Source organism: Arcticibacterium sp. (assembly GCF_055134445.1).
In genome coordinates, this window is the sequence record NZ_JBSRVI010000176.1 from 30077 (window position 1) to 52539 (window position 22463).

Sequence of the window (22463 nt, forward strand, 5' to 3'; positions counted from 1 at the left end):
ATTGGTGCTATGCCAATGAGGCTTTATTTTTGCGGACTATGAACATTATACTTTTTGAAGACGCAACATACCGTAATCAGCTAAAGCCACTTACGCTCACTAGACCCATTGGCAATCTCCGTTTAGGAATTTTGACCATTAACGAAAAGTGGGAAAAGATTTTTGAAGCCAAAGTCTCCTTTTTAACAGAAAAATATCTGCAAAAGAAATTTGAATACTTTGCGGTTAAAGAAAATATTTATTTGAACTCGTCCTTTCTTCCAACTTTTGGTTTAGTAAAACTTATCAAAGAACTGTCTTTTGGTGAGTGTATTAAATTTAAAGATGAAATAGTGGCATATTCATCAGATAGATTTGGGGATTTTGATACAGATAGGGTGAAGAAGATAAAGCCTAAAGACGTAAGCGTGATTAGGAGCTTGCCAGATCTTTTTATTAAAAATAAATCTGAGATAACCCACGACTTCACTTTAGTTACTAAAAACAGGAAATCGGAGAAAATAAAGGATCCCTATACCAAAGTATATGCTCCTGAAAACATATTTGTAGAAAAAGGAGCTGACCTTAAAGCGTGTATTCTAAATGCTGAAAACGGACCTATTTATATAGGAAAGAATGCTACAATACAGGAGGGGGCTATAGTGATAGGTCCTGTGGCATTGTGTGAAAATAGCATGGTGGCTTTTGGTGCTAAAATAAGGCCAAATACTACATTGGGTCCATTGAGTAGGGTAGGAGGCGAGGTAGGCAATAGTATTTTCTATGGTTTCAGTAATAAGGCCCATGATGGTTTTCTGGGCAATTCTTATATTGGAGAGTGGTGTAATTTAGGTGCCAACACCAATAACTCTAACCTTAAAAATGATTATAAAGAAGTGAAACTTTATAATTATGATAAGAAATCCATAGTGGAAACGGGTGAGCTATTTTGTGGTACTTTTATGGGAGATTTTACCAAGGCTGGCATTGGTACTATGTTTAATACGGGTACGGTAATAGGTGTTTGTGCCAATGTATTTGGTTCTGGTTTTCAAGAAAAATTCATCCCGTCTTTTACCTGGGGAGGGAAAGCAGAAGGTTATTCTGAGTACAGATACGAGAAAGCCAAAGAAGTAATGAATGCCACCATGGCAAGAAGGGGGATTAAACTTTCTTCTGAAGATGAAAAAATTTTAAAACACATTTTGAAAAACAAACCTTCCGAAATTTAATACATGCGTTTTTCTGACATAATTGGCCTTGACGAGCAAAAAGCTACTTTGATTGCTGCTGTGAAAAAAAATCATGTAGCACATGCTCAGCTATTCCATGGTTCAGAAGGTTCGGGTAATTTGGCTCTGGCTTTGGCTTTTGGAACCTATGTCAATTGTCAAAACCCCACAGAAACAGACTCTTGTGGCAAATGCCCTACATGTTCTAAAATAGATAAACTGGCACATCCTGATGTCTCTTATATTTTTCCTACAGCTGGTGGGAAAAAAGTGCTGTCGGAAAACTTTATGGCGGAGTGGCGTTCTTTTGCACAAGAGAATGTCTATGGTAATTTGACAGATTGGTTGGAGAGAATAGAGATAAAACAAGGTAATATACCTGTAGAAGAAGCTAGAAAATTGATTCAGAACCTGTCTCTTAAATCTTATGAGGGAGGATATAAGTTGGTTTACATTTGGTTGCCCGAGTTATTAAGTATCTCCACGGCCAATGCCATTTTGAAGATTTTAGAAGAACCACCAGAGAAAACTTTCTTTTTGTTGGTTTGCAATAATGCTCAAACCCTATTGACCACTATTCTTTCTAGAGTTCAGCGTTTTTCAGTGCCAAAATTTAAAGATGAAGAGGTTAAATCCTTTTTGTTAAATAAAGGTGTTACAGAAAATAGAGCCAACGAAATAGCCTTATTGGCCAATGGCAACCTTAACAAAGCTTTAAAATTGTCAAATACCAGCGGTGGAAGTGAGCAAGAATGGTTTGCGAACTGGATGCGGTATTGCTATGCATTCAATTTGATGGAGTTAGTTGCTTATTCCGAGGAGTTTGACGCTTTTTCTAAAGAGCAGCAGAAAAACATGTTAGAATATTCATTGACCATATTTAGAGAGATTTTCTTAATGGCAGGTGGCAACGAAAATATGGTGAAACTTCAACAGAACCAGTTAGACTTTGTTAAGAACTTTTCTAAAGTTTTTAATGTGAATAATCTCCAAAAGATGTGTGAGCTTATAGATGAAGGCATCTTTCACATAGAGAGAAACGTGCGAGCAAAGATGGTTTTTCTCGATACGTCTCTTCAATTGGCAAGGCTAATCAAATAATCTTTTATTTTTTGCAATAATTGCCTAGATTGGATGAAATTATTCAATCATATAAAAGAATGGAATCCTTTCACATTAAAGAAACTGCCAAAGAATACGATGTATTGATCGTAGGTTCTGGAGCAGGAGGCGGCATGGCCGCTCATCAACTCACCAAGGCTGGAGCCAAAGTCTGCATGCTTGAAGCAGGTGGATATTATGACCCAGCAGATCCGAAATACATCACCCAGTTAAAGAATCCATGGGAATCTGAAAGACGTGGAGCGAGTAGTAAGTTCAGGAACTTTGGAGACTTTGACGCTGCCTGGGGTGGCTGGCAGTTAGAAGGAGAGCCTTACACACAGAAAGACGGATCTAAATTTAATTGGTTTCGCTCAAGGATGCTTGGGGGAAGGACAAACCACTGGGGAAGAATCTCACTAAGGTTTGGCCCAAAGGATTTTAAAAGAAAAGATATCGATGGTCTTGGTGAAAACTGGCCGATATCTTATGAAGATGTGGCTCCTTATTACGATGAGGTAGAAAAACTTGTAGGCGTTTTTGGGAGCTATGAAGGCTTGAAAGACGACCCAGACAGTATTTTCTTGCCAGCTCCAAAGCCTCGTTTGCACGAGTTGATGTTTATGGAGGCCAATAAAAAAATAGGCGTAACCACTATTCCTTCTAGGTTGTCGATTCTGACTAAACCGATAAACGATGAGCGTGGTCAGTGTTTTTATTGCCGACAGTGTAACCGTGGTTGCCAAGCTTATGCAGATTTCTCTGCGAGTTCTGTTTTATGTATTCCTGCTGCCAAAACTGGAAACCTGACATTGATTAATAATGCCATGGCCAGAGAGGTATTGACAGATGAAAACGGAAAGGCAATAGGCGTTTCTTATGTGGATAAGCATACAAAAGAAGAAGTAACCATTAAAGCTAAGATTGTTATTTTGGCAGCCAGTGCTTGCGAGTCTTCTAGGTTGTTACTTAATTCTAAATCTTCAAGGTTCCAAAACGGACTAGCCAACTCTTCTGGGGTGGTTGGGAAGTATCTGCATGACTCTACAGGAGCATCTAGAAGTGGTTTTGTGCCAGGCCTTACAGATAGACAAAGATATAATGAAGATGGTGTAGGTGGGCTTCACGTTTACTCGCCATGGTGGTTAGATAACTCCAAATTGGATTTCCCTCGTGGTTACCATATTGAATACGGTGGAGGTATGACACAGCCATCCTATGGTTTTGGTTTTGGTATGGAAAATATCAATGGCAAATTTCCGGATAGGGATGGAAACATGAAAAGAGGTGGAGGTTATGGAGCTTCTTTGAAAGACGACTACAGAAGGTTTTATGGCTCTATGATTCATATGGCTGGTAGAGGTGAAGCGGTGGCATCTATAGATAATTACTGTGAAATTGACCCTAATGTGGTGGATAAATGGGGTATTCCTGTTTTGAAATTTAATTATAAGTGGAGCGATTACGAGCGTAAGCAGGCCAAACACATGCACGAGACCTTTGAGCAGATTATTGAGTCTATGGGAGGAATAGCAATAGGAAATAAGCCAGATGCAAGCCAAGACTATGGCCTTGCAAACCCAGGTGAAATTATCCATGAAGTGGGTACAGTGAGAATGGGTTCTGATCCAAGCAAATCTGTATTGAATGGCTATAACCAAGCTCATGATGTTAAAAATCTATTTGTGGTAGATGGCGGTGCTTTTGTATCTCAAGCAGATAAAAATCCTACTTGGACTATCTTGGCTCTTTCTATGAGAGCATCTGAGTATATCATGAAGGGAGTTAAAAGCGGTGGTTTATAATTTCCTTGATATTTAAGAATTGAAATGATAAAAGTATGAAAAGAAGAGATGTCTTAAAAAATATAGGTTTAGGAACTGCTGGAGTAGCGGTTTCTGGGAAAGTAATGGCCCAGCGTGAACCAAAGAAAATTATTGAAGAACTGCCTGACTCCAAAAACGGTCAGCTGAAAGAAGAAATTCTGTATGAGCGAAAACTCAAAGCAGAAACCTTTTTTGATAAACACGAAATGGCTACCATAGCTGTTTTGGCCGATATTATTATTCCTGCAGATGGTAAATCTGGTAGTGCCACAGATTCTGGTGTACCGGCTTTTATCGAGTTTATTGTGAAGGATATGCCTCACCATCAAATTCCAATGAGAGGTGGTTTGATGTGGTTAGATCTGGAATGCAATAAGCAGTTTGGTAAAAAGTTTATTAAATTATCTAAATCTGATAAAACCAAGATGTTGGATCAGATAGCCTATCCGCAAGAGGCAAAACCGGAGATGTCTCAAGGGGTAGCTTTTTTTAATAAAATGCGTGACTTGACAGCTACAGGTTTCTTCACATCAGAAATAGGGGTGAAAGATTTGGATTACCGAGGAAACACACCCAATTCTTGGGATGGAGCTCCAGAGGAAGTTTTAAAGAAGCATGGCTTAAGCTATGATAATTGGCGTAAGCATGTTCCTGAAGAAAAGGATTAAGCGGTGTTGAATCTTTTTTAAAGGCTATAATTTCAATGGTGCAGGCGAAAGCTTGTACCATTGTTATATATTTGCGGTTCTCAAAATTTATAAAATTAATGATACGAATTTCCACTTTAGTAATAGTACTTTCTTCTCTATTCCTTATTTCTTGTGATAAGGATAAAGACGGTTTCTCAGGTTCAGAAGCAAGCCAAATAGAGCAATATTTAGAGGCAAAGAATATAATTCCAACAGAGACTACAAGCTCAGGATTGGTATATATTATGGTTAAAGAGAATCCTACTGGTGCAGCTTTGCTTACTGGACAAACAGTGTCCGTTAAGTATGCCGGAAGACTTTTGAATGATGATGAGTTTGACGCTGGTAGCTTTAGCTTTCAGCTGGGAGTAGGTCGGGTAGTAAAAGGTTTTGATGAAGGAATAGCTAAAATGAGAGTAGGAGAAAAAGCCACTATTATTTTTCCTTCTAGCTTAGGCTACGGAAATCAAAACCAAGGTTCTATTCCAAAAAACTCTCCTTTGGTTTTTGACATAGAAATTTTAGGAGCTAAATAAACTTTTATTGAGCAAGCATTGAAACCCAAGAGCAATTATCAGTTTTTGGGTTTTCTTATATCTAGGGTTTCCATTTAATATTGCAGCCCATACTTGGGTACTGAATCTCGGACACATAATCTCCAGCCACCACTGCACGTAAAGCACCTCTTAAGTCTGTACCCGTTAGCGGGACGTCATTGCCAGGGGTGGAGCCATCTAGCCGCCCTCTGTAAACCAGCTTCAGGTCTTTGTTGAAAATATAGAAATCCGGCGTGCAGGCGGCATCATAGGCCTTTGCTATTTCCTGAGATTCGTCGTACAAATAAGGGAAATTATAACTTAGGGCATTTGCTGTTTTAGTCATTTCTTCTGGGCCATCTTCAGGAAAATTGACGATGTCATTGGAACTGATACCCACAAATTTCACGCCTTGTGGTTTGAACTTTGCCACTATTTCTACAATCATAGGGTTCACATGCTTTACGTATTTACAATGATTGCAGATGAACATAATCACGGTAGCCACATCAGACTTTAAATCACTGAGAGATAGTTTTTCGCCAGACACAGTATCTGGTAATGTAAAGTCGGGAGCGATAGTGCCAATCGGCAACATTTTTGATTCTGTGCGTGCCATAAATTCTTCTTTTATCAAAAATAAGGATTCCATTTAAATGAATAAATAAAATGGGAAGCTTCTGTCTATTTGATTCAATTATCAAATCAATATTCTAATTTTGCGTTATGGATTTTGAAAAAATAATTGATAGCCGCTTCTTTGAATTTTCGGTTTCTATAATTGCCATAATGGGATTTATTGTTCTAAGAGTGATATCAAGAGGCTTAATTAGAAAACAGGAAAAAAAACATGGCTTAGATAGAGCGAGGTCTATTTATGCCAATAAGTTTTTTGACATTTCTTGGCTGGCTTTTTTGCTTTTAGCATTCGGCTTTATTTGGAATGTTTCGTTTAAAGGAATTTTCGCATCTTTTTTTGCGGTAGCTGGGGTAGCTCTTTTTGCCTCTTGGTCTATGCTGAGTAACATCACGGCATCGGTCTTATTATTTTTTAATTTCCCTTTTAAAATCGGCTCTAAAATAAAAATCCTAGATGGCGATAACTCTGTAACGGGAATTGTAAAGGATATAACTTTTTTTGCTATTCAGATTAAGTTAGAAGATGGTGACTTGGTGTCTTATCCTAATAATGTCGCCATTCAGAAACCAATCATCCAGATGACCAATAGGCCTCTTAAAAAGAAAGAGGTAGATACAGAAGAGCAATAATCGGGTTCTTTCTTCTCGTCTTAGCGTTTACTTTTGTTCCCATAATAGCAGTATCAAATGAGCGAACAAGAGCACTTAAATTACAAAAGGGTAGCAGAGGCTATTGGTTACATTCAGCTAAACTTCAAATCTCAGCCAAGTTTAGACGTGGTGGCGGAAAAAGTCAACTTAAGTCCATTTCATTTTCAAAGACTTTTTAAGGAGTGGGCGGGTGTTACACCAAAGAAGTTTCTTCAGTATATATCTGTAAATCATGCTAAAACCATCTTAAAAACTAGCAAGCAAAATTTGTTAGATACCGCAGAGGACATAGGCTTATCTGGAACAGGGAGGTTACACGATTTGTTTGTCAATATAGAGGGTATGACTCCCGGTGAGTTTAAAAACGGTGGTGAAAACCTGAGCATTAATTATACCTACGCCAATTCTAAATTTGGTCCAGTGCTAACAGCCGCTACCTCAAAAGGACTGTGCTATATGGGGTTTTCGGATGAAAGTAATTCGGCTTTTGAAGAACTGAAAGACCGATTTCCAAATGCTGCATACCAAAATGAGAGGGATGGTTTTCAAGAAAGTGCCTTAGGGGTTTTTGAAGAAGATTGGTCAAAAATGAATATGGTAAAACTTCATTTAAAAGGAACAGCTTTCCAGTTAAAAGTTTGGGAAGCCCTACTGAAGATTCCTGCAGGTAAGCTTTCAACCTATGGTGATATAGCACATCAAATAGATAAACCAAAAGCTGCCAGAGCAGTAGGAACCGCAATAGGTGGAAACCCAATAGCGTTTTTGATACCATGCCACAGAGTAATTCAGTCAAGCGGCGTTTTCGGAGGCTACATGTGGGGTCCAAACAGAAAAACGGCCATTATAGGCTGGGAAGCCGCTCAAAGAGAAAGTGGAGTAGAATATTAAAATAGGAGGCAATAAATTCTTATATCGCCCCTTACTGTCTGAGTACTGGTAAAAGAAGGGCGATGTTATTTGTGACAAAAAATGCTAAGCTTTTAATAGTACGAGTTTATGGGGGGTGGGCTTTTTTGATTATTATTTTGCCCAACAAAAAAGTAATGCCCGTATGGCAGTACAATGAAGAACTAATATTAGACCATGTTAAAATGAAAATTCCGGATACTTTAATAAATCTTTTACCCCAAGAAGGAATAGTAAATTACCACGGTCAAATAATAGATGAGGCAGAAGCTTCAAAGCTATTAAAAACCTTCTTAGAAGAAATTCCTTGGAAAAACGACGAGGCCATCATATTCGGAAAACATATCATCACCAAAAGGAAAGTAGCTTGGTATGCCGATGGCGATTACCCTTATCAGTATTCAAACACCACAAAAGTGCCTCTAAGATGGACGCCAGAATTATTGACTTTGAAACAGCTAGCGGAAGCAAAATGTGGTGTGGAATTTAATTCATGTTTGCTGAATCTTTATCACGATGGTGACGAAGGGATGGGATGGCACCGGGACGACGAGAAAACCTTAGTCTTAAACGCTCCAATAGCGTCTATGAGTTTTGGAGCAGAAAGAAGGTTTGATTTGAGGCATATTGCTACCAAAGAGAAAGTTCAAATATTCTTGGAATCAGGCAGCCTTTTGGTCATGGCGGGTAATACGCAAACGTACTGGCATCACGCCTTGCCTAAATCCAAGAAAATTAAAACCCCAAGGGTTAATTTGACCTTTCGATGTATGGAGATTGTCTAAATCTCCTATAACACCTGCAGGTCGACTGGCATATGACCGATTCGAAACAAATACCTAATATAAACTTATAGCGTAGCCGCCAAACCACCATCCACTGGCAAATTCACGCCATTGATAGAGAAAGCTGCCGGAGAGGCTAAAAACGCCACTGCAGCGGCTACTTCTTCAGGTGTCGCAAAACGCCCAGAAGGAACATTAGCTTCCATTTCTTGCTCTAATTTTTCAATGGATTTGTTTTCATTTTTAGCACGCATTTCATTTACTTGAGCTAGTCTACCCGTTTTGGTGTAGCCAGGTAAAACATTATTGACCGTGATGCCGGTATGACTTAATTCCTTTGATAAAGTTTTGGCCCATGCCGCCACTGCCCAACGTATGGTATTTGAAACACCCAAGCCTATGATAGGCTGTTTTACAGAAATAGAGATAATGTTGATAATCCTACCAAACTTCTCGGCTTTCATGAAAGGAACTACGGCCTGAGTAATAATTTGGTTGATAACGAGATGTTGCTCAAAAGTCTCTTGAAACTTCTCTGGGGCTTCTTCTAAAATAGCTCCGCCACTCGGACCGCCAGTATTGTTTACTAAAATATGAAACTGACATTTATTAGTAGCCAATGCGGCTTCCACACTTTTTCTGTCTGTAAAGTCTGCTACTAGAAATCTATGCTTTTGTCCTTTAGAAATATCTAAAAGAGCAACTTTTTGTTTTAGCTTCTCTTTATTACGAGCAAACAACCAAACATTGGCTCCCATTTTTGCCAATTCTACGGCCGATGACCAACCAATTCCGTCTGAACTACCACAGACCAAAGCGTACTTATTTTTCAGATTCAAATTCATGGCGGGAAATTACGAATTCGATTTGAGGAATGGTAGTTTTATTTACTCCATTACGAGTTTGAACCCATGAATCTTTTCAGTTCGAGCGTAGGCGAGAACAGTCTCGCCAATTCCAAGTAATAGGTTCTCGACTATCGCTCGAGCTGACAGAGGAGTAAATTAAAATATCACCAACGATGTTAAATTTTGACTAGAAATACTCCCTTCTTTGTAACAAGCATACCAGTCACCAGCGTTTGGGATATTCACCATATCTTTTTCGGCAGCTTTTGCGGCGTCTTTAGACTCCCAAGAAACGATGTCGGTATAGCTACCATTGCTATTGGTATTAATTTCCCATTGGATAAAACCCGGCTGCATTTTCATCCAGTCGTTCACTATTTGTCCTGCCACTTTTAAGAGCTGCTCTTCAGAAACGTTTTCTGCTAATTCGTAGGTAATGATGTCTTTGTACATAAGTTTTAATTTATAAGATGCTAATTAAACCAAACCGCATACCGCTCTCTCCTTAAGTTCAAAGCTACATTTTCTTCAAGCTTCAAAGCTTCGGCACGTGTATTTACAGGCTCAATATGATTGTAAAGGCTTGGCCTAAGATACATGCCGTATTTCTGAACAATGTTGGCTGATAGTTTGTGCCCCTTTTTGTTTCGAAAGCCCGTTTTATGTTGAAGAAATCGCTCTTTGGGTGTTTTGCTAGTCATACCTACATATAAACATTCCAGCACACCATTGAACTGAGGATTGGCTTCACGAAACTTAGCGTTTAGTGTAAATACCTTTTTGTTTAATTCTATGACGTAAACTTGGTAAGTGACTTTTGGCATGCTTTAAGAAATAAGTTTATTTCTTGGCCAATTTCGCACCGATCCAAGCCATAGGCAAATAAGCTAGAACTACGTCTAAAGCATTAAACCACATAGGCGAACCCGGCAGCATTTGAATATTCATGACACCGCCAATGAGAAAGAAAAAACCGATGGTCATGGCCATTTGAGTCTGACGAGTAGCGGCTATTTTGGCGGTAACAAAAGCTCCTGCCAGCGTTCCTAGTGCATGAGCCAAAAAAGGAAATATAAAATGTTTAGGCTGCATGAATGGCATGGTAGACATTAAGCCATCCATGGTGGTGATGTCTGTACCGTTTGGAGATGGAATAAGCATAGGGCCCGCCATCACCAGACCCATATTTATGGCACTGCCTACTATTACGCCAGCTACTACGCCCAAGATATTTTTAAGAATGGGGTTCATGTTTCGGGGAGATTATTTCTGTAAATTATAAAAACTCAAGCAAACCTCACTCATTTATTCCTCAATATTTGGAGCATTGGGTTTAGCCATTAGACCAATAGCCATAATGATGGCCGTCAAAATGATGATTTGAATAATCAAGGAATTATTGACGAAAACAATGGTATTCTCAGGCTTAATAGAAATGAACAAAAGTATGGTAATAAGTCCTCTAGGGGCAATGTAAACCAAGGGAGTTAAATCAAACTTTGATATTTTAAGCTGAACAGCCCGAAGTAGAAATACTATGGCCACAATGCCAGCAGCCCAATATATCGTATCTGGGTTCAAGATTTCGGAGGTTTTAATCATGTAACCAAAAAGTATAAAAAACAGGGATCTAACTAAGAAAGCACCTTCAATAGTAAGTTCTTCGAACCTTTTAATCTCATTTTTTAAGTTGTCAGTTTTAACATTCTTAAACCATTTTATTTTTTCGAATTGCTGAAGGTTTCCTATGGCCAAACCAAATAAAAGAATGAAGAGCAGAGCTGGAAGGTGGTATGATTTCAGAACAGCATATGCCAGTACTATCAAAAGAATGATAGGAACAAACTTGACATGATGCTCTATTCTGCTTAGTAAAAGTGAAAGGCCTATAGTTCCGATGATAGACACCACAAGCATGATTAACAAATGCAGTCCGAAGTTGGCTACGGAAGCAAGTCCTATGGTTTCGTTAAAAGCAATGAAATTGAAAAATAGAATACCTAAGATATCAGAAAAGCTACTCTCATAAACCACAAATTCCTTTTCTCCTGAATCCAAGTTTATAACACTAGGAATGGCAATGGCACTGCTGATAACGCATAACGGAATGGCGTTAATGAGTCCAGTTTTAAAAGAGTAGTCACCAAAATATTGAAAGCCGTAGGCTAATATGAAAGCCAGTAAAATCATGGGTATAAATGCACCAAGGACTGATTTCTTAAGCAAGCCAATCTTGGACGAATTTAGTTTTAGTTCTAAGGAACCTTCCAAAACGATGAGGATTAACCCAATAGTGGCCAGAACGGGTAAGAGTGTGGAAAAGTCCACCAAGCTAAAGCCTAAGAAGATGGTTACTTCTTTGATTCCCCAGCCTAAAAGCAATAAAAATATAACCGATGGTATTTTGGTTTTTGCCGAGGTGATGTCAAACAAATAGGCAATCAACAATATCGAGCAAAACGCAATCAGTATAGTGGCTGTCATTTATCTGTATTTATAGGTTTCGTTTGTTGTGAAAATGTAAACTTGAATTAAATACAAAATAGCTACGATTGTATAGTAATAACGTATTCTTTTGTCTTAGAGCGTTTGTCTTTTTGCTTAAATAGAGGTTGTTTCTTAGGTCGGTTCAACTGAAGCTACTTATCGAGAATAGTCTTAGAGTTTCAAAATTTTCTGAGTCCCACTGACCGAGACTCAGAAAATGGAGGGTTTAAGCAATCCAAAGTGGATTCTACCCCTTAGCAGTCTTACTTGGCCTAACTTCAATCTTACTCGGCAGTGTTCTAGCTGGCATTTTGATTAGGTCAGAAACAATTTGACCAATATCTTCTGGCTGTATTTTCCATGCATCTGCCTCAGATGGTGTATGACCCGCAAAGTACGTAGACACAGAACCCGGCATAATGGTAGTTACTTTAATATCGTCATTTCTTACATCCATCATCATAGCTTGGGAGAAACCAACCGCTCCAAATTTTGAAGCATTATATGCTGCTCCTTGAGCAAAGAAATTTGTTCCAGCTAAACTGGAAATGGTAATGAAATATCCTTTGGTAGCTTTTAAAGCATCCAAGCTGGCTTTGGCGGAGAAAAATAAACCCGTAAGGTTAATGTCAATGGTTTCTTGCCATTGTTCGGCAGTCATTTCTTGGATTGGAGCAAAATGTCCTACACCTGCATTTGCAATAAAATAATCTAGCTGTCCCCAAGTGTCTAAAACTTGTTTCACAGCCGCCTCCTGAGAAGCTAAATCTTTTACATCAGAAACTATACCAATAGCAAATCCTTCTTTTATCTTGTTTAGAGCTTCAGTAGCTTCTTTTACATCTGTTTCCGTTCTGGCGGTGATGGCTACTTTGATGCCGTCATTGATTAGTTTTTCGGCCACGCCGTATCCTATTCCTTTACTTCCGCCTGTTATAAGTGCTGTTTTCATCATAATTGTTTGTGAGTATTAATGTCTAGTTATATTAGAATAACAGATATTTGATATTAGTTCCTTTTGACTGCGATTAGTGATTAGCAGTTAGCAAAGTTCGAAAGGCTAACATTAAACCTAATATCTAAAAACAAATATCCAATATTGAGATTACCTCAATTTCCCTAATGGCCTTCTCCCACTTCCTTCTATGCCGGTAATTTCATCACCCAAGTCCGCCCTTACTTTTTCGGCATACGCTTGTAGTTCTTTCACTATTTCTGGGTGCTGTCGCTGTACGTCGTATTCTTCTCCAGCATCTCTTCTTAAGTCATAGAGAGCTAGAGGTTCTTCATGTTGCTCTGTGTTTGGTCCTGGGTAGCCGTCATTGCCAGGTAAAAATCCCTCGTAAGTTCTTCCTGTATGTGGTAAAACCAACTTCCAATGGTCTTTTCTCACTGCCTCTAGATTATTTTTACGATAATAGTACGCAAAGAATTCTCTAGGTTTAGCGTCCATATTTCCCGCTAGAATTTCAGATAAGTTGACGCCGTCAATCTTGTGCTTCGGAAGTGAGGCTCCCGTTATTGAAGCAAGGGTAGGGAAAATGTCAATGGTAGAGCTTAGTTGATTACATATCATTCCGGCAGGCACTTGACCTTTCCATCTCATGATGCCTGGAACTCTTTGACCGCCTTCGTAACTCACGCCTTTTCCTTCTCTCAAGCCACCGGTAGATCCTGCATGGTTCCCGTAATTTATCCATGGACCATTATCGCTCGTGAAAATCACCAAGGTGTTATCGTCCAATCCTTGAGTTTTTAATTCCTTCATTATTTCACCTACCGACCAGTCGATTTCCATCATTAAGTCGGCATACAAACCCTGACCACTTTTACCTTTAAATTTAGAAGATACGTCTATGGGCACGTGCGGCATGGTGTGCGGTACATATAGGAAAAATGGCTTTTTAGCATTTCTTTTGATGAAATCGGTCGCCTTCTCAGTGTAAAGGGTGGTTAGCTCTGCCTGAGCTTCCAAGGTTTCTATCGCTTTAACTTCTTCGTTTCCTTCTATCAAATGGAGCGTAGGCCAGTGTTCCTTAAAAGTTCCTGTCTCATGTTTTCCATTATACCAAATTGGCCACATGTCATTAGAGTAGGCTAAGCCTGTGTATTCGTCAAAACCGTGTTGCAAAGGCAAAAACTGTTTTTCATGTCCTAGATGCCATTTACCAAAAATTGCAGTGGCGTAGCCTTTTTGTTTTAGCATTTCTGCCATAGTCGTCTCTTGGTCGGCTATTCCTACACCAGCATTGGGGAAAAACGCTCCTGAAACGCCTATTCTATTGGGATATGTCCCAGTCATTAAGCCCGCTCTCGATGCAGAGCAAACGGCCTGAGCACTCAAGAAATTAGTAAATCGAATGCCTTCTGCCGCTAAGCGGTCAATGTTTGGGGTGCGATAAGTGCTGGCACCGTAACAACTGAGGTCACCATAGCCCATGTCGTCCATAAAAATCAGGACAATATTCGGTGTTTTTGGAGCTTTGAATGAAACCGCACTCTGAAGTAAACATGCGATGGGAAGTAAGAAAAGAAGTTTTTTCATTTTTTGGGTTTGGTTGAAGTATGTGGCAATTTAAGCAAGGAGAAGTTGATATGGAAGTTTTAACTTGGTCAATGATTCAATCGCTCAACGATGATACAATGATGTAATGAATAGAATAATTCAAAGCTCAATGATGGAATGTTTCAATGTTGCGAGGATAGAATGATTCGATGATTCATCGAGACCTTGTTACGTATGATTCTGTTCTTGCAGAATTTAGCTTTTGATTAACAGGAGTCTTAAAATAATAAGCTAAAAAATACGTACTTTTGCAGCCCAAAAATTATCAAGAAAATAGATGTCAGTACGCGTACGTTTTGCTCCAAGTCCTACAGGCCCACTTCATATTGGTGGCGTAAGAACAGCCCTTTATAATTATCTTTTTGCCAAGAAAAATGGTGGTCAGCTTATCCTTAGAATAGAAGATACCGACCAAGCAAGATATGTGGAAGGTGCAGAAGAGTACATTGTTGAGAGCTTGGCTTGGTTAGGAATAAACTTTGACGAAGGTCCAAAAGAAGGCCCAGATGCTCCGTACCGACAGTCTGAAAGAAAAGACCTTTACCAAAAACACGCTCAGATATTAATAGATTCTGGTAAAGCATACTATGCATTTGACACGGCGGAAGAGCTGGCCGAAATGCGTAAAGAATTGGAAGATGCAAAAGTGGATAACCCATCTTATAATTCGGTTACTCGAATGAAGATGAGAAATTCAATTACCCTTGGGGCTGAAGCTAGCAAAGCATTGATTGATAGTGGTACTCCTTATGTTATACGTCTTATGGTGCCCTTGAAAGAAGAAATTCGTTTTCAGGATGCCATTCGAGACTGGGTGGTAGTGCATTCTTCTACCATAGACGATAAGGTGCTTTTAAAAGCCGACGGTATGCCTACTTACCATTTGGCCAATATTGTGGATGATCATGAAATGAGAATCACCCATGTTATTAGAGGAGAGGAGTGGTTGCCATCTGCACCACTTCATATTTTACTTTATAAAGCATTTGGTTGGGAGCATCCTAAATTTGCTCACTTACCATTATTACTTAAACCAGAAGGTCCAGGAAAATTAAGTAAAAGAGATGGTGATTTAGGTGACTTTCCTGTATTCCCTACGGAGTATAATGATGGAAAAGGAGAGGTTTCTAGAGGATTTAGAGAAGATGGCTATTTGCCAGAGGCTGTACTGAATTTCTTGGCTTTATTAGGTTGGAACCCAGGGACAGAGCAAGAAGTTTTCAGTTTGGATGAACTGGTTCAAGCCTTTTCTTTAGATAGAATTAATAAATCAGGTGCTCGTTTTGATGTGGCTAAAGCCAAATGGTTTAATCAGCTTTACATTAAAGAGATGAATGATGCCGATTTGATAGCCAAGGTAAACGAAAAGCTGAATGATGAAAGTTTGGCCGCTAACTTGGTCAAGTTAAATAAAGATAGAGTCACTTTTGTGGAAGAAATAGTGACGCTAGTTCCTTACCTTTTTGAAGCTCCTTCTGTTTTTGATGAGCAAGTGGCTAGCAAAGCTTGGAATGATATAGCGAAGCAAGGAATGCCTGTAATTATAGCATTAGTGAACGGTATGTCAGTGGCAGACTTTAAGTCAGAAGCGATTCATAATACGCTTTGGGAAGGCTTAGCCGCCAAAGAAATCAAGCCAGGTAAAGTAATGCAAGCACTAAGGTTAGCTTTAACGGGAGAAGGAAAAGGTCCAGATTTGATGCTGATGTTAGAAATTTTAGGCAAAGAAGAGGTAGTCGAAAGAATTCAGACTGCATTGGATAAACTAGGAGCTTAAAAACAGAAAGTAGAATAAATCCTTATATCATAATTTGCTGTTTGATAGATCGAGAATAAATTTTGTAGCTTTTTTTGGAGGAATGACTCTCGATTTTTTGCAATAACAATGAATGCCCGTACTGTTAGGATAATGACAAATACGGCTCTAGTTCGAGTTTTAAAATAATTCGGGATATAATTTCCCACTCATCAACCAAAAGGAACTCACCATCATAATTTATGTTATGTCGGTGAGTTTTTTTATATTTTAGTCTTAACATTATTCAAAACAAGATTATGGGAAAGAAAAAAGAATTAAACGACGATAAGCCAAAGGTGCACAAAGACCTTGATGGTTTCGATATCAAAATCAACACCTTTGGTGAAATTCAGATGTCATACGATGTAGAGAAAATTAATAATTTTTTAAACGACAACGTGGACGACAAAAAACTAAAAGATCTGGAACCTCCAAAAAGCAAGAAGAAATGAGAAGTCATGAAATAGATTATGAGATCTTGGGTGAAGATATCCAAGTCGTTCAGATCGAATTAGACCCAAGCGAAACCGTTATCGCTGAAGCTGGAAGCATGCTTTTTATGGAAGACGGCATTCAGTTTGAAACTAAAATGGGAGATGGTAGCAATGCCAATGAAAGCATTTTAGGCAAGCTTTTTAAAGCAGGAAGTAGGGTTTTGATGGGCGAATCTCTTTTTATGACACACTTTACCAACAGAGGGCACGGTAAAAGAAAGGTGGCTTTTGCAGCACCTTATCCTGGTACTATAAAGGCGGTGGATTTGTCTCAGATAAACGGGAATTCCCTGATAGTACAAAAAGACGCTTTCTTATGTGCGGCCATGGGAACTCAAATTTCTATTCATTTTAATAAGCGTTTTGGTGCGGGTCTTTTCGGCGGCGAAGGTTTTATTCTGGAGAAAATTCAGGGGGACGGATTGGCCTTTATTCACTCTGGGGGTGTAGTGATGGAGCGTACGCTTAATAATGAAACCCTTAGAATAGATACGGGCTGTGTTGTGGGTTACGAACCTCAATTGAGCTTCGATATTCAGCGTGCTGGTGGATTGAAATCTATGGTTTTTGGTGGTGAGGGAATGTTTTTAGCCACCCTTTCGGGTACAGGAAAAGTTTGGATTCAGTCCTTACCAATCTCTAAATTAATTAGACGTTTGTCTCCTTCAGGTGGAAATTCCAATAAAGAAAGTGGCTCTGTTTTAGGCGGTATTACGGATATTTTTGAGAGGTAAGCAAAGATTCAATATCTTTATTGAAGTGATAAGCAATAGCTAATCTGAATAAAAGTAAACCCTGAAAATTCCAATGAAAAGAAGAGATTTTATAGCTAAAGGTAGTGCCGCTTTAGGCCTAGCCATGATGTCTGGCAATATGCTGGCAAATTCAAATGCCGGAACTGTAAAGAGTTTTGGATGCCAGTTGTACAGTGTGCGTGACCTTATGCCAAAAGACGCCAAAGGCACTATGACCAAATTGGCGGATATGGGCTATAAACTTTTTGAAAGTTATTCGGCAGACCCATTTTGGGGGATGAGCCCTAAAGAATGTAAGGGCTTCTTGAAGGATATGGGTGTGAAAATGATTAGCACGCATATGGGCATGGATGGCATTACAGACGAGTTGGCAGCCAACGCCGCAGAAGCTGGTTTAAAGTATGTCATGTGTCCTTTTATAGGCATGCAGCCAAATATGGATGCTTGGAAGAGGGTAGCTCAGAATTTCAATGAAGCTGGCGACATTTGTAATAAGCATGGTGTGAAGTTTGGGTATCATAATCACTCTTATTCTTTTGCTTTTGTAAGTGGAATGAAAGGGCAGAATGTTCTTTTAGAAAACACAGACCCTGAAAAAGTTTGTTTTGAGTTGGATATGTGCTGGTCCGAGGCAGCAGGAGAAAATACCATGGCTCATTTAAAACAGCACGGGAAAAGATATGAACTTTGCCATGTCAAACAGTTAATTTCAATAGAACCTAGAGAAGGTGAAAAAAGACCAGTTCAGACAGATTTGGCAGACGGCGTAATAGATTACCAGAAACTCTTAAGAGTAGCCAAAGATAATGGCATGAAATACTATTTGGTAGAGCAAGAGCAGTATCCGAAAGATAGCCTTACCAGTATGTCAAATGATGCCTCTTTTATGAAAAAATTAGTGTTCTAATTGGCCGACATCTTTACACGAAAAATCCCAGAAGTTGAGCCTTCTGGGATTTTTTTATGCAGCAGTTTTGAGCATAAGGTGGGCAACAGATTTATAACGTTCAGGTTCTGCCTTTAATAGTTCTAAATCTTGTTTGGTATCTTCATCCAAGAGCGAAATAAGCGGTTGTTCAACATCAAAAAGATGCGAGATAGATTGCTTGATTTTTGAGTCCCACTCTTCATGATACTTCAGGAAGTCATCTGGTGAAATCTTTTTTCTACAGCAGGTTTCTCCACAGCTCAGTTCCATTTCTTCTGTTAGGTTAAAAATGCCATATTCATCTGTAATTTGTTCTTCTGGAAAGATGTCTCTTATGGCTATTTCAAAACCATATCCTGTACTGATGGTATTGCAGTTGCAGCAGTGATTTACGTATTTGGCAAAATCCCAACTTACAATTCTTTCTCCAAATTGGTCGCGGTAAGAGTATTTCTCTATAATCGCCTGAACATCTGGGCTGTGCCTTTGATAATCAAGGTCAGAAATACATATTTCTAGGGTGTCTTTAACGTAGGTGATGGTACCTTTTGGGATGAATCTTGTGGCAAAAACACCGTATCCAATTTGTTCGCTTACGAAAACTAATTTTGTATGAGGATGAATCATTTTAACCTTTAAATTATTGTCAATATTTAGACACAATTTTACGTATTAATTCGATTCAAAAATCAAAACATTCTTTAAGAATTGTAGGCTCTAAAGCTAAAGCAGGAATACAATTAATCCAAATTATATTCTGATTCTAAAGGGCTAGTCCAGCAAATTCAGAATATCATTCTGACTTAGAGATTTCATGAATGTTTCTTCTGTGGTTATGAGTTCGTCAAATAATCTCTTTTTCTTATTTTGGAGAGCTAAAATCTTCTCTTCTACGGTATTTCGGCTTATAAACTTATAGGTGAAAACGGTATTTTTCTGACCTATCCTGTGGGCTCTATCTACGGCCTGAGCTTCTATGGCAGGGTTCCACCATGGGTCTAGCAAAAATACATATTCTGCGGCTGTAAGATTTAAGCCCACTCCACCAGCTTTCAGAGATATTAAGAAGACTTTAATACTGTCGTCGTTTTGGAATTTGTTTACTTCCGCTTCTCGGTTTTTGGTAGCTCCATCTAGGTAAGAATGGCTGATTTTATTGTCATTTAAGTATTTTCTGATGATAGTTAGATGTTTTACGAACTGACTAAATATCAAAACCTTTGAGCCACTTTCTATAATGCTTTTGAGTTTATGGATAACATCGGAGTCTTTTCCTGAGTCTCCAGCATATTCTGGATCCACCATCAGTGGATTGTTAGCCATTTGACGCAGTTTAGAAAGTCCCTGAAGTACCACCAACTGAGATTTATTAATACCCTTTTCTTGAATATGGTCAATAATCATATTACGGTAATACGCCTTGGTTTCCTCATAGAGTTTTTCCTGAGCCTCAGACATGTCACAGTATTGTACGCTTTCTATTTTCTCAGGAAGCTCTGTAGCTACTTGAGACTTATGCCTCCGAAGCATGAAGGGTTTTATCTTGCTATAAAGCCTCTTGGAAGCTTCTTCGTCCCTCTTTTTTTCTATGGGTAATTGGTAGTTTTCTTTAAAAAATGCCTGCGATCCTAGTAGCCCTGGGTTAATGAAGGTCATCTGACTCCAGAGATCCATGGTGCTGTTTTCCAGAGGTGTACCCGTAAGAATGAGTCTATTTCGGCAGTTTAAAAGCCTGACAGATTTAGAAATATTGGAAGTTGGGTTTTTAATGGCCTGAGATTCGTCCAAAATGACATATTCAAACCTAAACTTTTCCATAAATTTGATGTCAAGTCTTAAGACTCCATAGGAAGTAAGAATCAAGTCATAATCTGCAAAATGCTCTGTTTTTTTTATTCTTTGTCCTCCCGTATGTACAAGTAATTTTAGTTCTGGGGTAAATCGCTCGGCTTCTTTTTGCCAATTATAAATAAGAGAAGTAGGCATTACCAGAAGCGTAGGATTCTTTACGCCATCGTCTTTTAGCGATTGTAAAAAAGCTAAGGTCATCACCGTTTTACCTAAACCCATGTCATCGGCTAGGCAGCCACCTAAATTAAAGTCTCTTAAGAAATTAATCCAATCGTAGCCAGCTTTTTGATAAGGCCTTAATTCTCCTTGAAAACCTGGAGAGATGTTATATGACTTTATTTCTTCAAAATTATTTAGACCTTGAAGTTTTCTTCCAATAACAGTGTTGGCTAAACCTTCTTCTTCCAGATTTTGAACTAAATTAAGATGGTGTTTCTTAAGTATAAGTTCGTCGTTTTCTCCGATGTCTGTAAGCGTAAATAGCTCGTGATATCTGATAAACCATTCTTCGGGAATAACGGCAATATGACCGTTTGGCAATCTAAATTCTCTAATATTAGCCAATACCAGCTCTCGTAATTTAAGAAACGGTACTTCAAAAGAACCAAATTGGACTTTTGTTTTAATATCGAACCAATCGCTGTTTTCCTCAATGCTTACTTCTATGGAAGAAGTACCTAGGTGGTATTTTTTCTCAGAGTTTTCCGCTTGTTTTATATTTATACCGGCTTCTTCCAGTTGTATGGCATTTTTTTGAAGCCATGTAAAACCTTCGTTTTTAATCACGGTTTTTCTGCCATGAACTAAGTCCTGACCGAGCTCTCTTATGGTATTAATAATCTCTTTTTCAAATTCAAGATTTCTCCTGACCTTATGAAAAACCCATCCGTCGCCTACTTCTTCCACCCTTACATAAGCATTGGCCGCTAGGCTGTCAAACCTAAAAGTAGAGTCGCCATAAGTAAAACTAAGGTCAAAGTTTATTTTTTCCGGTGAATCCAAGGCTTTCGCTGGTGTATCAAAAAGGGATAGGGGCTGGTTTTTTGTTCCACCCACTTCACTGATGAGTAATACCGGTGAAGCGGGAGCATTTTCGTCTTTAATGACAAAACCTTCTCCATGCCCAAAAACATTAAAATGGGCTATCAGCGGACCTACAAATTTGCGGAAATAAGTTTTTTCAATTCTTCGCTCTATTCTTATGTTGTTTTTGTCAAAGAATGGGCGGAGTTTTTTGCCATCAATATGTTTGTCGAAATAGTAAAGTCTGTTTTCGCTTAAAAGAAAGGCAGGCGAATCGCTGAGCATTTGAGCCCCAACATGTTGTAATCTGACTTTTTCGCCAGCACATTTTAGTACTGGGAAATAGATGGTATGGTCTTCCTTACGATCAAAGTTCATGAAGACTTTGGTTTTTTCACCCATTACCTGCACTTCTTGCCTGGTTGGGTCGCCATCTTCTCCCATGATGAAGAATCTTTTACCTACGAGCTTTGGAAGAATAAGAGATCTGTATTTATTCAGATATTCTTCTATAGCCGCTTGCATCCCCAAATCGGGCCTTTCTCCAGCATATACCTTGGTGAAGTAATCGAACGGTTTAAGTCTCTTGGGGTTGAACTTTAATAAAATTGTATCTTGATGAATAGCATCCATCAGTTTTACTAATTCTATGTCTACATCATCTATCCCGACGGAGAATTCTTTGATGTTTTTGGAGGAAACATTTTGATGAGCAAAAGTCAGCTGTTCTCTATGGTCTAACTGAACCACAAAGGATTCAAAAAGATACCCGAGGTACTGATGCTGGTAAAGAGAGTAAACCATTTTAAATGGCTCAGAGGTAGATACCTTCATTATCAAAAAAGCTAGGTTTAAAACAGATTAAACCTCATTTGATGGTTTTATAAACTCCGAAATTAATCAGCAACGCCTCGGTGGGCAAATAAACTTATCAACAGTTGAATTTTATAAGATTGTAAGCGGATGGAATTGATGTCATATCGGAGTTTTTACTATTGAATCCGCTTTATGCATTAGGTAATCTCCCGGTTTTATCGGGACCGTAGCTAAATTGCTTCAAATCAGTTCGTAAACCCAATTAAACTCAATCACCATAGCGGTGCAATGCTAATTTCCTTTAATTGTCTGATTTATTGCACTTTAACTTCTCATAACGATTCCCCAACGCATAATCCGGGTGAAATAAGCTAGAAAGCCTATTTTGTGCCTTTTCTAGCCATTTTCATTTTTAGTGATAGCCTTCTTTTAGAGAAATGGAAATGTCTTATTTTTTTAGAAAAGGTGGGAACAAGGATATTAAAAGGAGTTAAGTATGAAATTCCGGTTTGGTTTGTGACATCATCATAAAGTCAAATGATACCAATTG

The 22463-nt window shown here is 38.8% G+C and carries 22 protein-coding genes; 12 read left to right on the top strand and 10 right to left on the bottom strand.

The window, feature by feature from the left end; genetic code table 11:
* Nucleotides 1–38: 38 nt before the first annotated feature.
* The 5 genes from ACTBZY_RS23300 (at nt 39) to ACTBZY_RS23320 (ending at nt 5363) form a co-directional block, all read left to right on the top strand.
* Entirely contained in the window at nt 39–1211 is a 1173-nt protein-coding gene (locus tag ACTBZY_RS23300) for a putative sugar nucleotidyl transferase (protein ID WP_463048804.1), read from the top strand.
* A gap of 3 nt (nt 1212–1214) precedes the next feature.
* Nucleotides 1215–2312 carry a DNA polymerase III subunit gene (locus ACTBZY_RS23305; RefSeq protein ID WP_463048805.1) on the top strand — a complete coding sequence of 366 codons (1098 nt, stop codon included), beginning with the start codon at nt 1215–1217 and terminating at the stop codon, nt 2310–2312.
* A 59-nt stretch (nt 2313–2371) separates the two neighbouring features.
* Complete coding sequence (locus ACTBZY_RS23310; RefSeq protein ID WP_463048806.1) at nt 2372–4117, top strand: GMC family oxidoreductase; 1746 nt, start codon at nt 2372–2374, stop codon at nt 4115–4117.
* A 35-nt stretch (nt 4118–4152) separates the two neighbouring features.
* On the top strand, nt 4153–4806 hold the full coding sequence (locus ACTBZY_RS23315; protein WP_463048807.1) for a gluconate 2-dehydrogenase subunit 3 family protein: 654 nt from the start codon (nt 4153–4155) through the stop codon (nt 4804–4806).
* A 98-nt stretch (nt 4807–4904) separates the two neighbouring features.
* The gene (locus ACTBZY_RS23320) at nt 4905–5363 is read left to right on the top strand and encodes an FKBP-type peptidyl-prolyl cis-trans isomerase (protein WP_463048808.1); all 459 of its coding nucleotides are present in this window, start codon (nt 4905–4907) and stop codon (nt 5361–5363) included.
* A gap of 61 nt (nt 5364–5424) precedes the next feature.
* Here ACTBZY_RS23320 and ACTBZY_RS23325 read toward each other — a convergent pair whose 3' ends face one another.
* The gene (locus tag ACTBZY_RS23325; protein WP_463048809.1) at nt 5425–5982 is read right to left on the bottom strand and encodes a thioredoxin family protein; all 558 of its coding nucleotides are present in this window, start codon (nt 5980–5982) and stop codon (nt 5425–5427) included.
* Nucleotides 5983–6089: 107 nt separating this feature from the next.
* Between ACTBZY_RS23325 and ACTBZY_RS23330 the strand changes: the two genes are divergently transcribed.
* From ACTBZY_RS23330 to ACTBZY_RS23340, 3 genes are all read left to right on the top strand, one after another.
* Nucleotides 6090–6632 (top strand): mechanosensitive ion channel domain-containing protein, encoded by a 543-nt coding sequence (locus ACTBZY_RS23330; RefSeq protein WP_463048810.1) that lies wholly within the window; start codon nt 6090–6092, stop codon nt 6630–6632.
* A 57-nt stretch (nt 6633–6689) separates the two neighbouring features.
* Nucleotides 6690–7544, top strand: a complete 855-nt coding sequence (locus ACTBZY_RS23335; RefSeq protein ID WP_463048811.1) for a bifunctional helix-turn-helix domain-containing protein/methylated-DNA--[protein]-cysteine S-methyltransferase — start codon at nt 6690–6692, stop codon at nt 7542–7544.
* 137 nt (nt 7545–7681) lie between these two features.
* A complete protein-coding gene (locus tag ACTBZY_RS23340; protein WP_463048812.1) occupies nt 7682–8347 on the top strand; it encodes an alpha-ketoglutarate-dependent dioxygenase AlkB family protein in 666 nt (221 codons plus the stop codon).
* 65 nt (nt 8348–8412) lie between these two features.
* Here ACTBZY_RS23340 and ACTBZY_RS23345 read toward each other — a convergent pair whose 3' ends face one another.
* The 7 genes from ACTBZY_RS23345 to ACTBZY_RS23375 all read right to left on the bottom strand — a co-directional run bounded on the left by ACTBZY_RS23345 (nt 8413) and on the right by ACTBZY_RS23375 (nt 14227).
* Nucleotides 8413–9192, bottom strand: coding sequence for an SDR family oxidoreductase (locus tag ACTBZY_RS23345; RefSeq protein WP_463048813.1), 780 nt, complete (start codon nt 9190–9192; stop codon nt 8413–8415).
* 159 nt (nt 9193–9351) lie between these two features.
* Nucleotides 9352–9648, bottom strand: coding sequence for a hypothetical protein (locus ACTBZY_RS23350; protein WP_463048814.1), 297 nt, complete (start codon nt 9646–9648; stop codon nt 9352–9354).
* Nucleotides 9649–9668: 20 nt separating this feature from the next.
* Entirely contained in the window at nt 9669–10019 is a 351-nt protein-coding gene (locus ACTBZY_RS23355) for a hypothetical protein (RefSeq protein ID WP_463048815.1), read from the bottom strand.
* A gap of 16 nt (nt 10020–10035) precedes the next feature.
* Nucleotides 10036–10446, bottom strand: a complete 411-nt coding sequence (locus ACTBZY_RS23360) for a hypothetical protein (RefSeq protein WP_463048816.1) — start codon at nt 10444–10446, stop codon at nt 10036–10038.
* Nucleotides 10447–10500: 54 nt separating this feature from the next.
* Nucleotides 10501–11679: a cation:proton antiporter gene (locus ACTBZY_RS23365; RefSeq protein ID WP_463048817.1), complete on the bottom strand. Its 1179-nt coding sequence runs from the start codon at nt 11677–11679 to the stop codon at nt 10501–10503.
* 250 nt (nt 11680–11929) lie between these two features.
* The gene (locus tag ACTBZY_RS23370) at nt 11930–12637 is read right to left on the bottom strand and encodes an SDR family oxidoreductase (RefSeq protein WP_463048819.1); all 708 of its coding nucleotides are present in this window, start codon (nt 12635–12637) and stop codon (nt 11930–11932) included.
* 150 nt (nt 12638–12787) lie between these two features.
* Nucleotides 12788–14227 carry a sulfatase family protein gene (locus ACTBZY_RS23375; protein WP_463048820.1) on the bottom strand — a complete coding sequence of 480 codons (1440 nt, stop codon included), beginning with the start codon at nt 14225–14227 and terminating at the stop codon, nt 12788–12790.
* A 298-nt stretch (nt 14228–14525) separates the two neighbouring features.
* Here ACTBZY_RS23375 and gltX point away from each other — a divergent pair, with 298 nt between their 5' ends.
* From gltX to ACTBZY_RS23395, 4 genes are all read left to right on the top strand, one after another.
* On the top strand, nt 14526–16025 hold the full coding sequence (gene gltX / locus ACTBZY_RS23380) for a glutamate--tRNA ligase (protein ID WP_463048821.1): 1500 nt from the start codon (nt 14526–14528) through the stop codon (nt 16023–16025).
* A 278-nt stretch (nt 16026–16303) separates the two neighbouring features.
* The gene (locus ACTBZY_RS23385; protein ID WP_463048822.1) at nt 16304–16498 is read left to right on the top strand and encodes a hypothetical protein; all 195 of its coding nucleotides are present in this window, start codon (nt 16304–16306) and stop codon (nt 16496–16498) included.
* Nucleotides 16495–17274 (top strand): TIGR00266 family protein, encoded by a 780-nt coding sequence (locus ACTBZY_RS23390; protein WP_463048823.1) that lies wholly within the window; start codon nt 16495–16497, stop codon nt 17272–17274. Before ACTBZY_RS23385 ends, ACTBZY_RS23390 begins: the two co-directional genes overlap by 4 nt.
* Before the next feature lie 73 nt (nt 17275–17347).
* Nucleotides 17348–18202, top strand: coding sequence for a sugar phosphate isomerase/epimerase family protein (locus ACTBZY_RS23395; RefSeq protein ID WP_463048824.1), 855 nt, complete (start codon nt 17348–17350; stop codon nt 18200–18202).
* A gap of 54 nt (nt 18203–18256) precedes the next feature.
* Here the strand turns inward: ACTBZY_RS23395 and ACTBZY_RS23400 are convergent, their stop codons facing one another.
* Both ACTBZY_RS23400 and ACTBZY_RS23405 read right to left on the bottom strand, forming a co-directional pair.
* Entirely contained in the window at nt 18257–18850 is a 594-nt protein-coding gene (locus tag ACTBZY_RS23400) for an SET domain-containing protein (protein ID WP_463048825.1), read from the bottom strand.
* Between the two features lie 144 nt (nt 18851–18994).
* Nucleotides 18995–21931 (bottom strand): DEAD/DEAH box helicase, encoded by a 2937-nt coding sequence (locus ACTBZY_RS23405; RefSeq protein WP_463048826.1) that lies wholly within the window; start codon nt 21929–21931, stop codon nt 18995–18997.
* Between the last annotated feature and the right edge of the window lie 532 nt (nt 21932–22463).

Excerpts from the sequence above, each read along its gene's own strand:
- ACTBZY_RS23300 (WP_463048804.1), top strand. The coding sequence starts at position 39 with ATGAACATTATACTTTTTGAAGACGCAACATACCGTAATCAGCTAAAG.
- ACTBZY_RS23305 (WP_463048805.1), top strand. The coding sequence starts at position 1,215 with ATGCGTTTTTCTGACATAATTGGCCTTGACGAGCAAAAAGCTACTTTG.
- ACTBZY_RS23310 (WP_463048806.1), top strand. The coding sequence starts at position 2,372 with ATGGAATCCTTTCACATTAAAGAAACTGCCAAAGAATACGATGTATTG.
- ACTBZY_RS23315 (WP_463048807.1), top strand. The coding sequence starts at position 4,153 with ATGAAAAGAAGAGATGTCTTAAAAAATATAGGTTTAGGAACTGCTGGA.
- ACTBZY_RS23320 (WP_463048808.1), top strand. The coding sequence starts at position 4,905 with ATGATACGAATTTCCACTTTAGTAATAGTACTTTCTTCTCTATTCCTT.
- ACTBZY_RS23325 (WP_463048809.1), bottom strand. The coding sequence starts at position 5,982 with ATGGCACGCACAGAATCAAAAATGTTGCCGATTGGCACTATCGCTCCC.
- ACTBZY_RS23330 (WP_463048810.1), top strand. The coding sequence starts at position 6,090 with ATGGATTTTGAAAAAATAATTGATAGCCGCTTCTTTGAATTTTCGGTT.
- ACTBZY_RS23335 (WP_463048811.1), top strand. The coding sequence starts at position 6,690 with ATGAGCGAACAAGAGCACTTAAATTACAAAAGGGTAGCAGAGGCTATT.
- ACTBZY_RS23345 (WP_463048813.1), bottom strand. The coding sequence starts at position 9,192 with ATGAATTTGAATCTGAAAAATAAGTACGCTTTGGTCTGTGGTAGTTCA.
- ACTBZY_RS23350 (WP_463048814.1), bottom strand. The coding sequence starts at position 9,648 with ATGTACAAAGACATCATTACCTACGAATTAGCAGAAAACGTTTCTGAA.
- ACTBZY_RS23355 (WP_463048815.1), bottom strand. The coding sequence starts at position 10,019 with ATGCCAAAAGTCACTTACCAAGTTTACGTCATAGAATTAAACAAAAAG.
- ACTBZY_RS23360 (WP_463048816.1), bottom strand. The coding sequence starts at position 10,446 with ATGAACCCCATTCTTAAAAATATCTTGGGCGTAGTAGCTGGCGTAATA.
- ACTBZY_RS23365 (WP_463048817.1), bottom strand. The coding sequence starts at position 11,679 with ATGACAGCCACTATACTGATTGCGTTTTGCTCGATATTGTTGATTGCC.
- ACTBZY_RS23370 (WP_463048819.1), bottom strand. The coding sequence starts at position 12,637 with ATGATGAAAACAGCACTTATAACAGGCGGAAGTAAAGGAATAGGATAC.
- ACTBZY_RS23375 (WP_463048820.1), bottom strand. The coding sequence starts at position 14,227 with ATGAAAAAACTTCTTTTCTTACTTCCCATCGCATGTTTACTTCAGAGT.
- gltX (WP_463048821.1), top strand. The coding sequence starts at position 14,526 with ATGTCAGTACGCGTACGTTTTGCTCCAAGTCCTACAGGCCCACTTCAT.
- ACTBZY_RS23385 (WP_463048822.1), top strand. The coding sequence starts at position 16,304 with ATGGGAAAGAAAAAAGAATTAAACGACGATAAGCCAAAGGTGCACAAA.
- ACTBZY_RS23390 (WP_463048823.1), top strand. The coding sequence starts at position 16,495 with ATGAGAAGTCATGAAATAGATTATGAGATCTTGGGTGAAGATATCCAA.
- ACTBZY_RS23395 (WP_463048824.1), top strand. The coding sequence starts at position 17,348 with ATGAAAAGAAGAGATTTTATAGCTAAAGGTAGTGCCGCTTTAGGCCTA.
- ACTBZY_RS23400 (WP_463048825.1), bottom strand. The coding sequence starts at position 18,850 with ATGATTCATCCTCATACAAAATTAGTTTTCGTAAGCGAACAAATTGGA.
- ACTBZY_RS23405 (WP_463048826.1), bottom strand. The coding sequence starts at position 21,931 with ATGAAGGTATCTACCTCTGAGCCATTTAAAATGGTTTACTCTCTTTAC.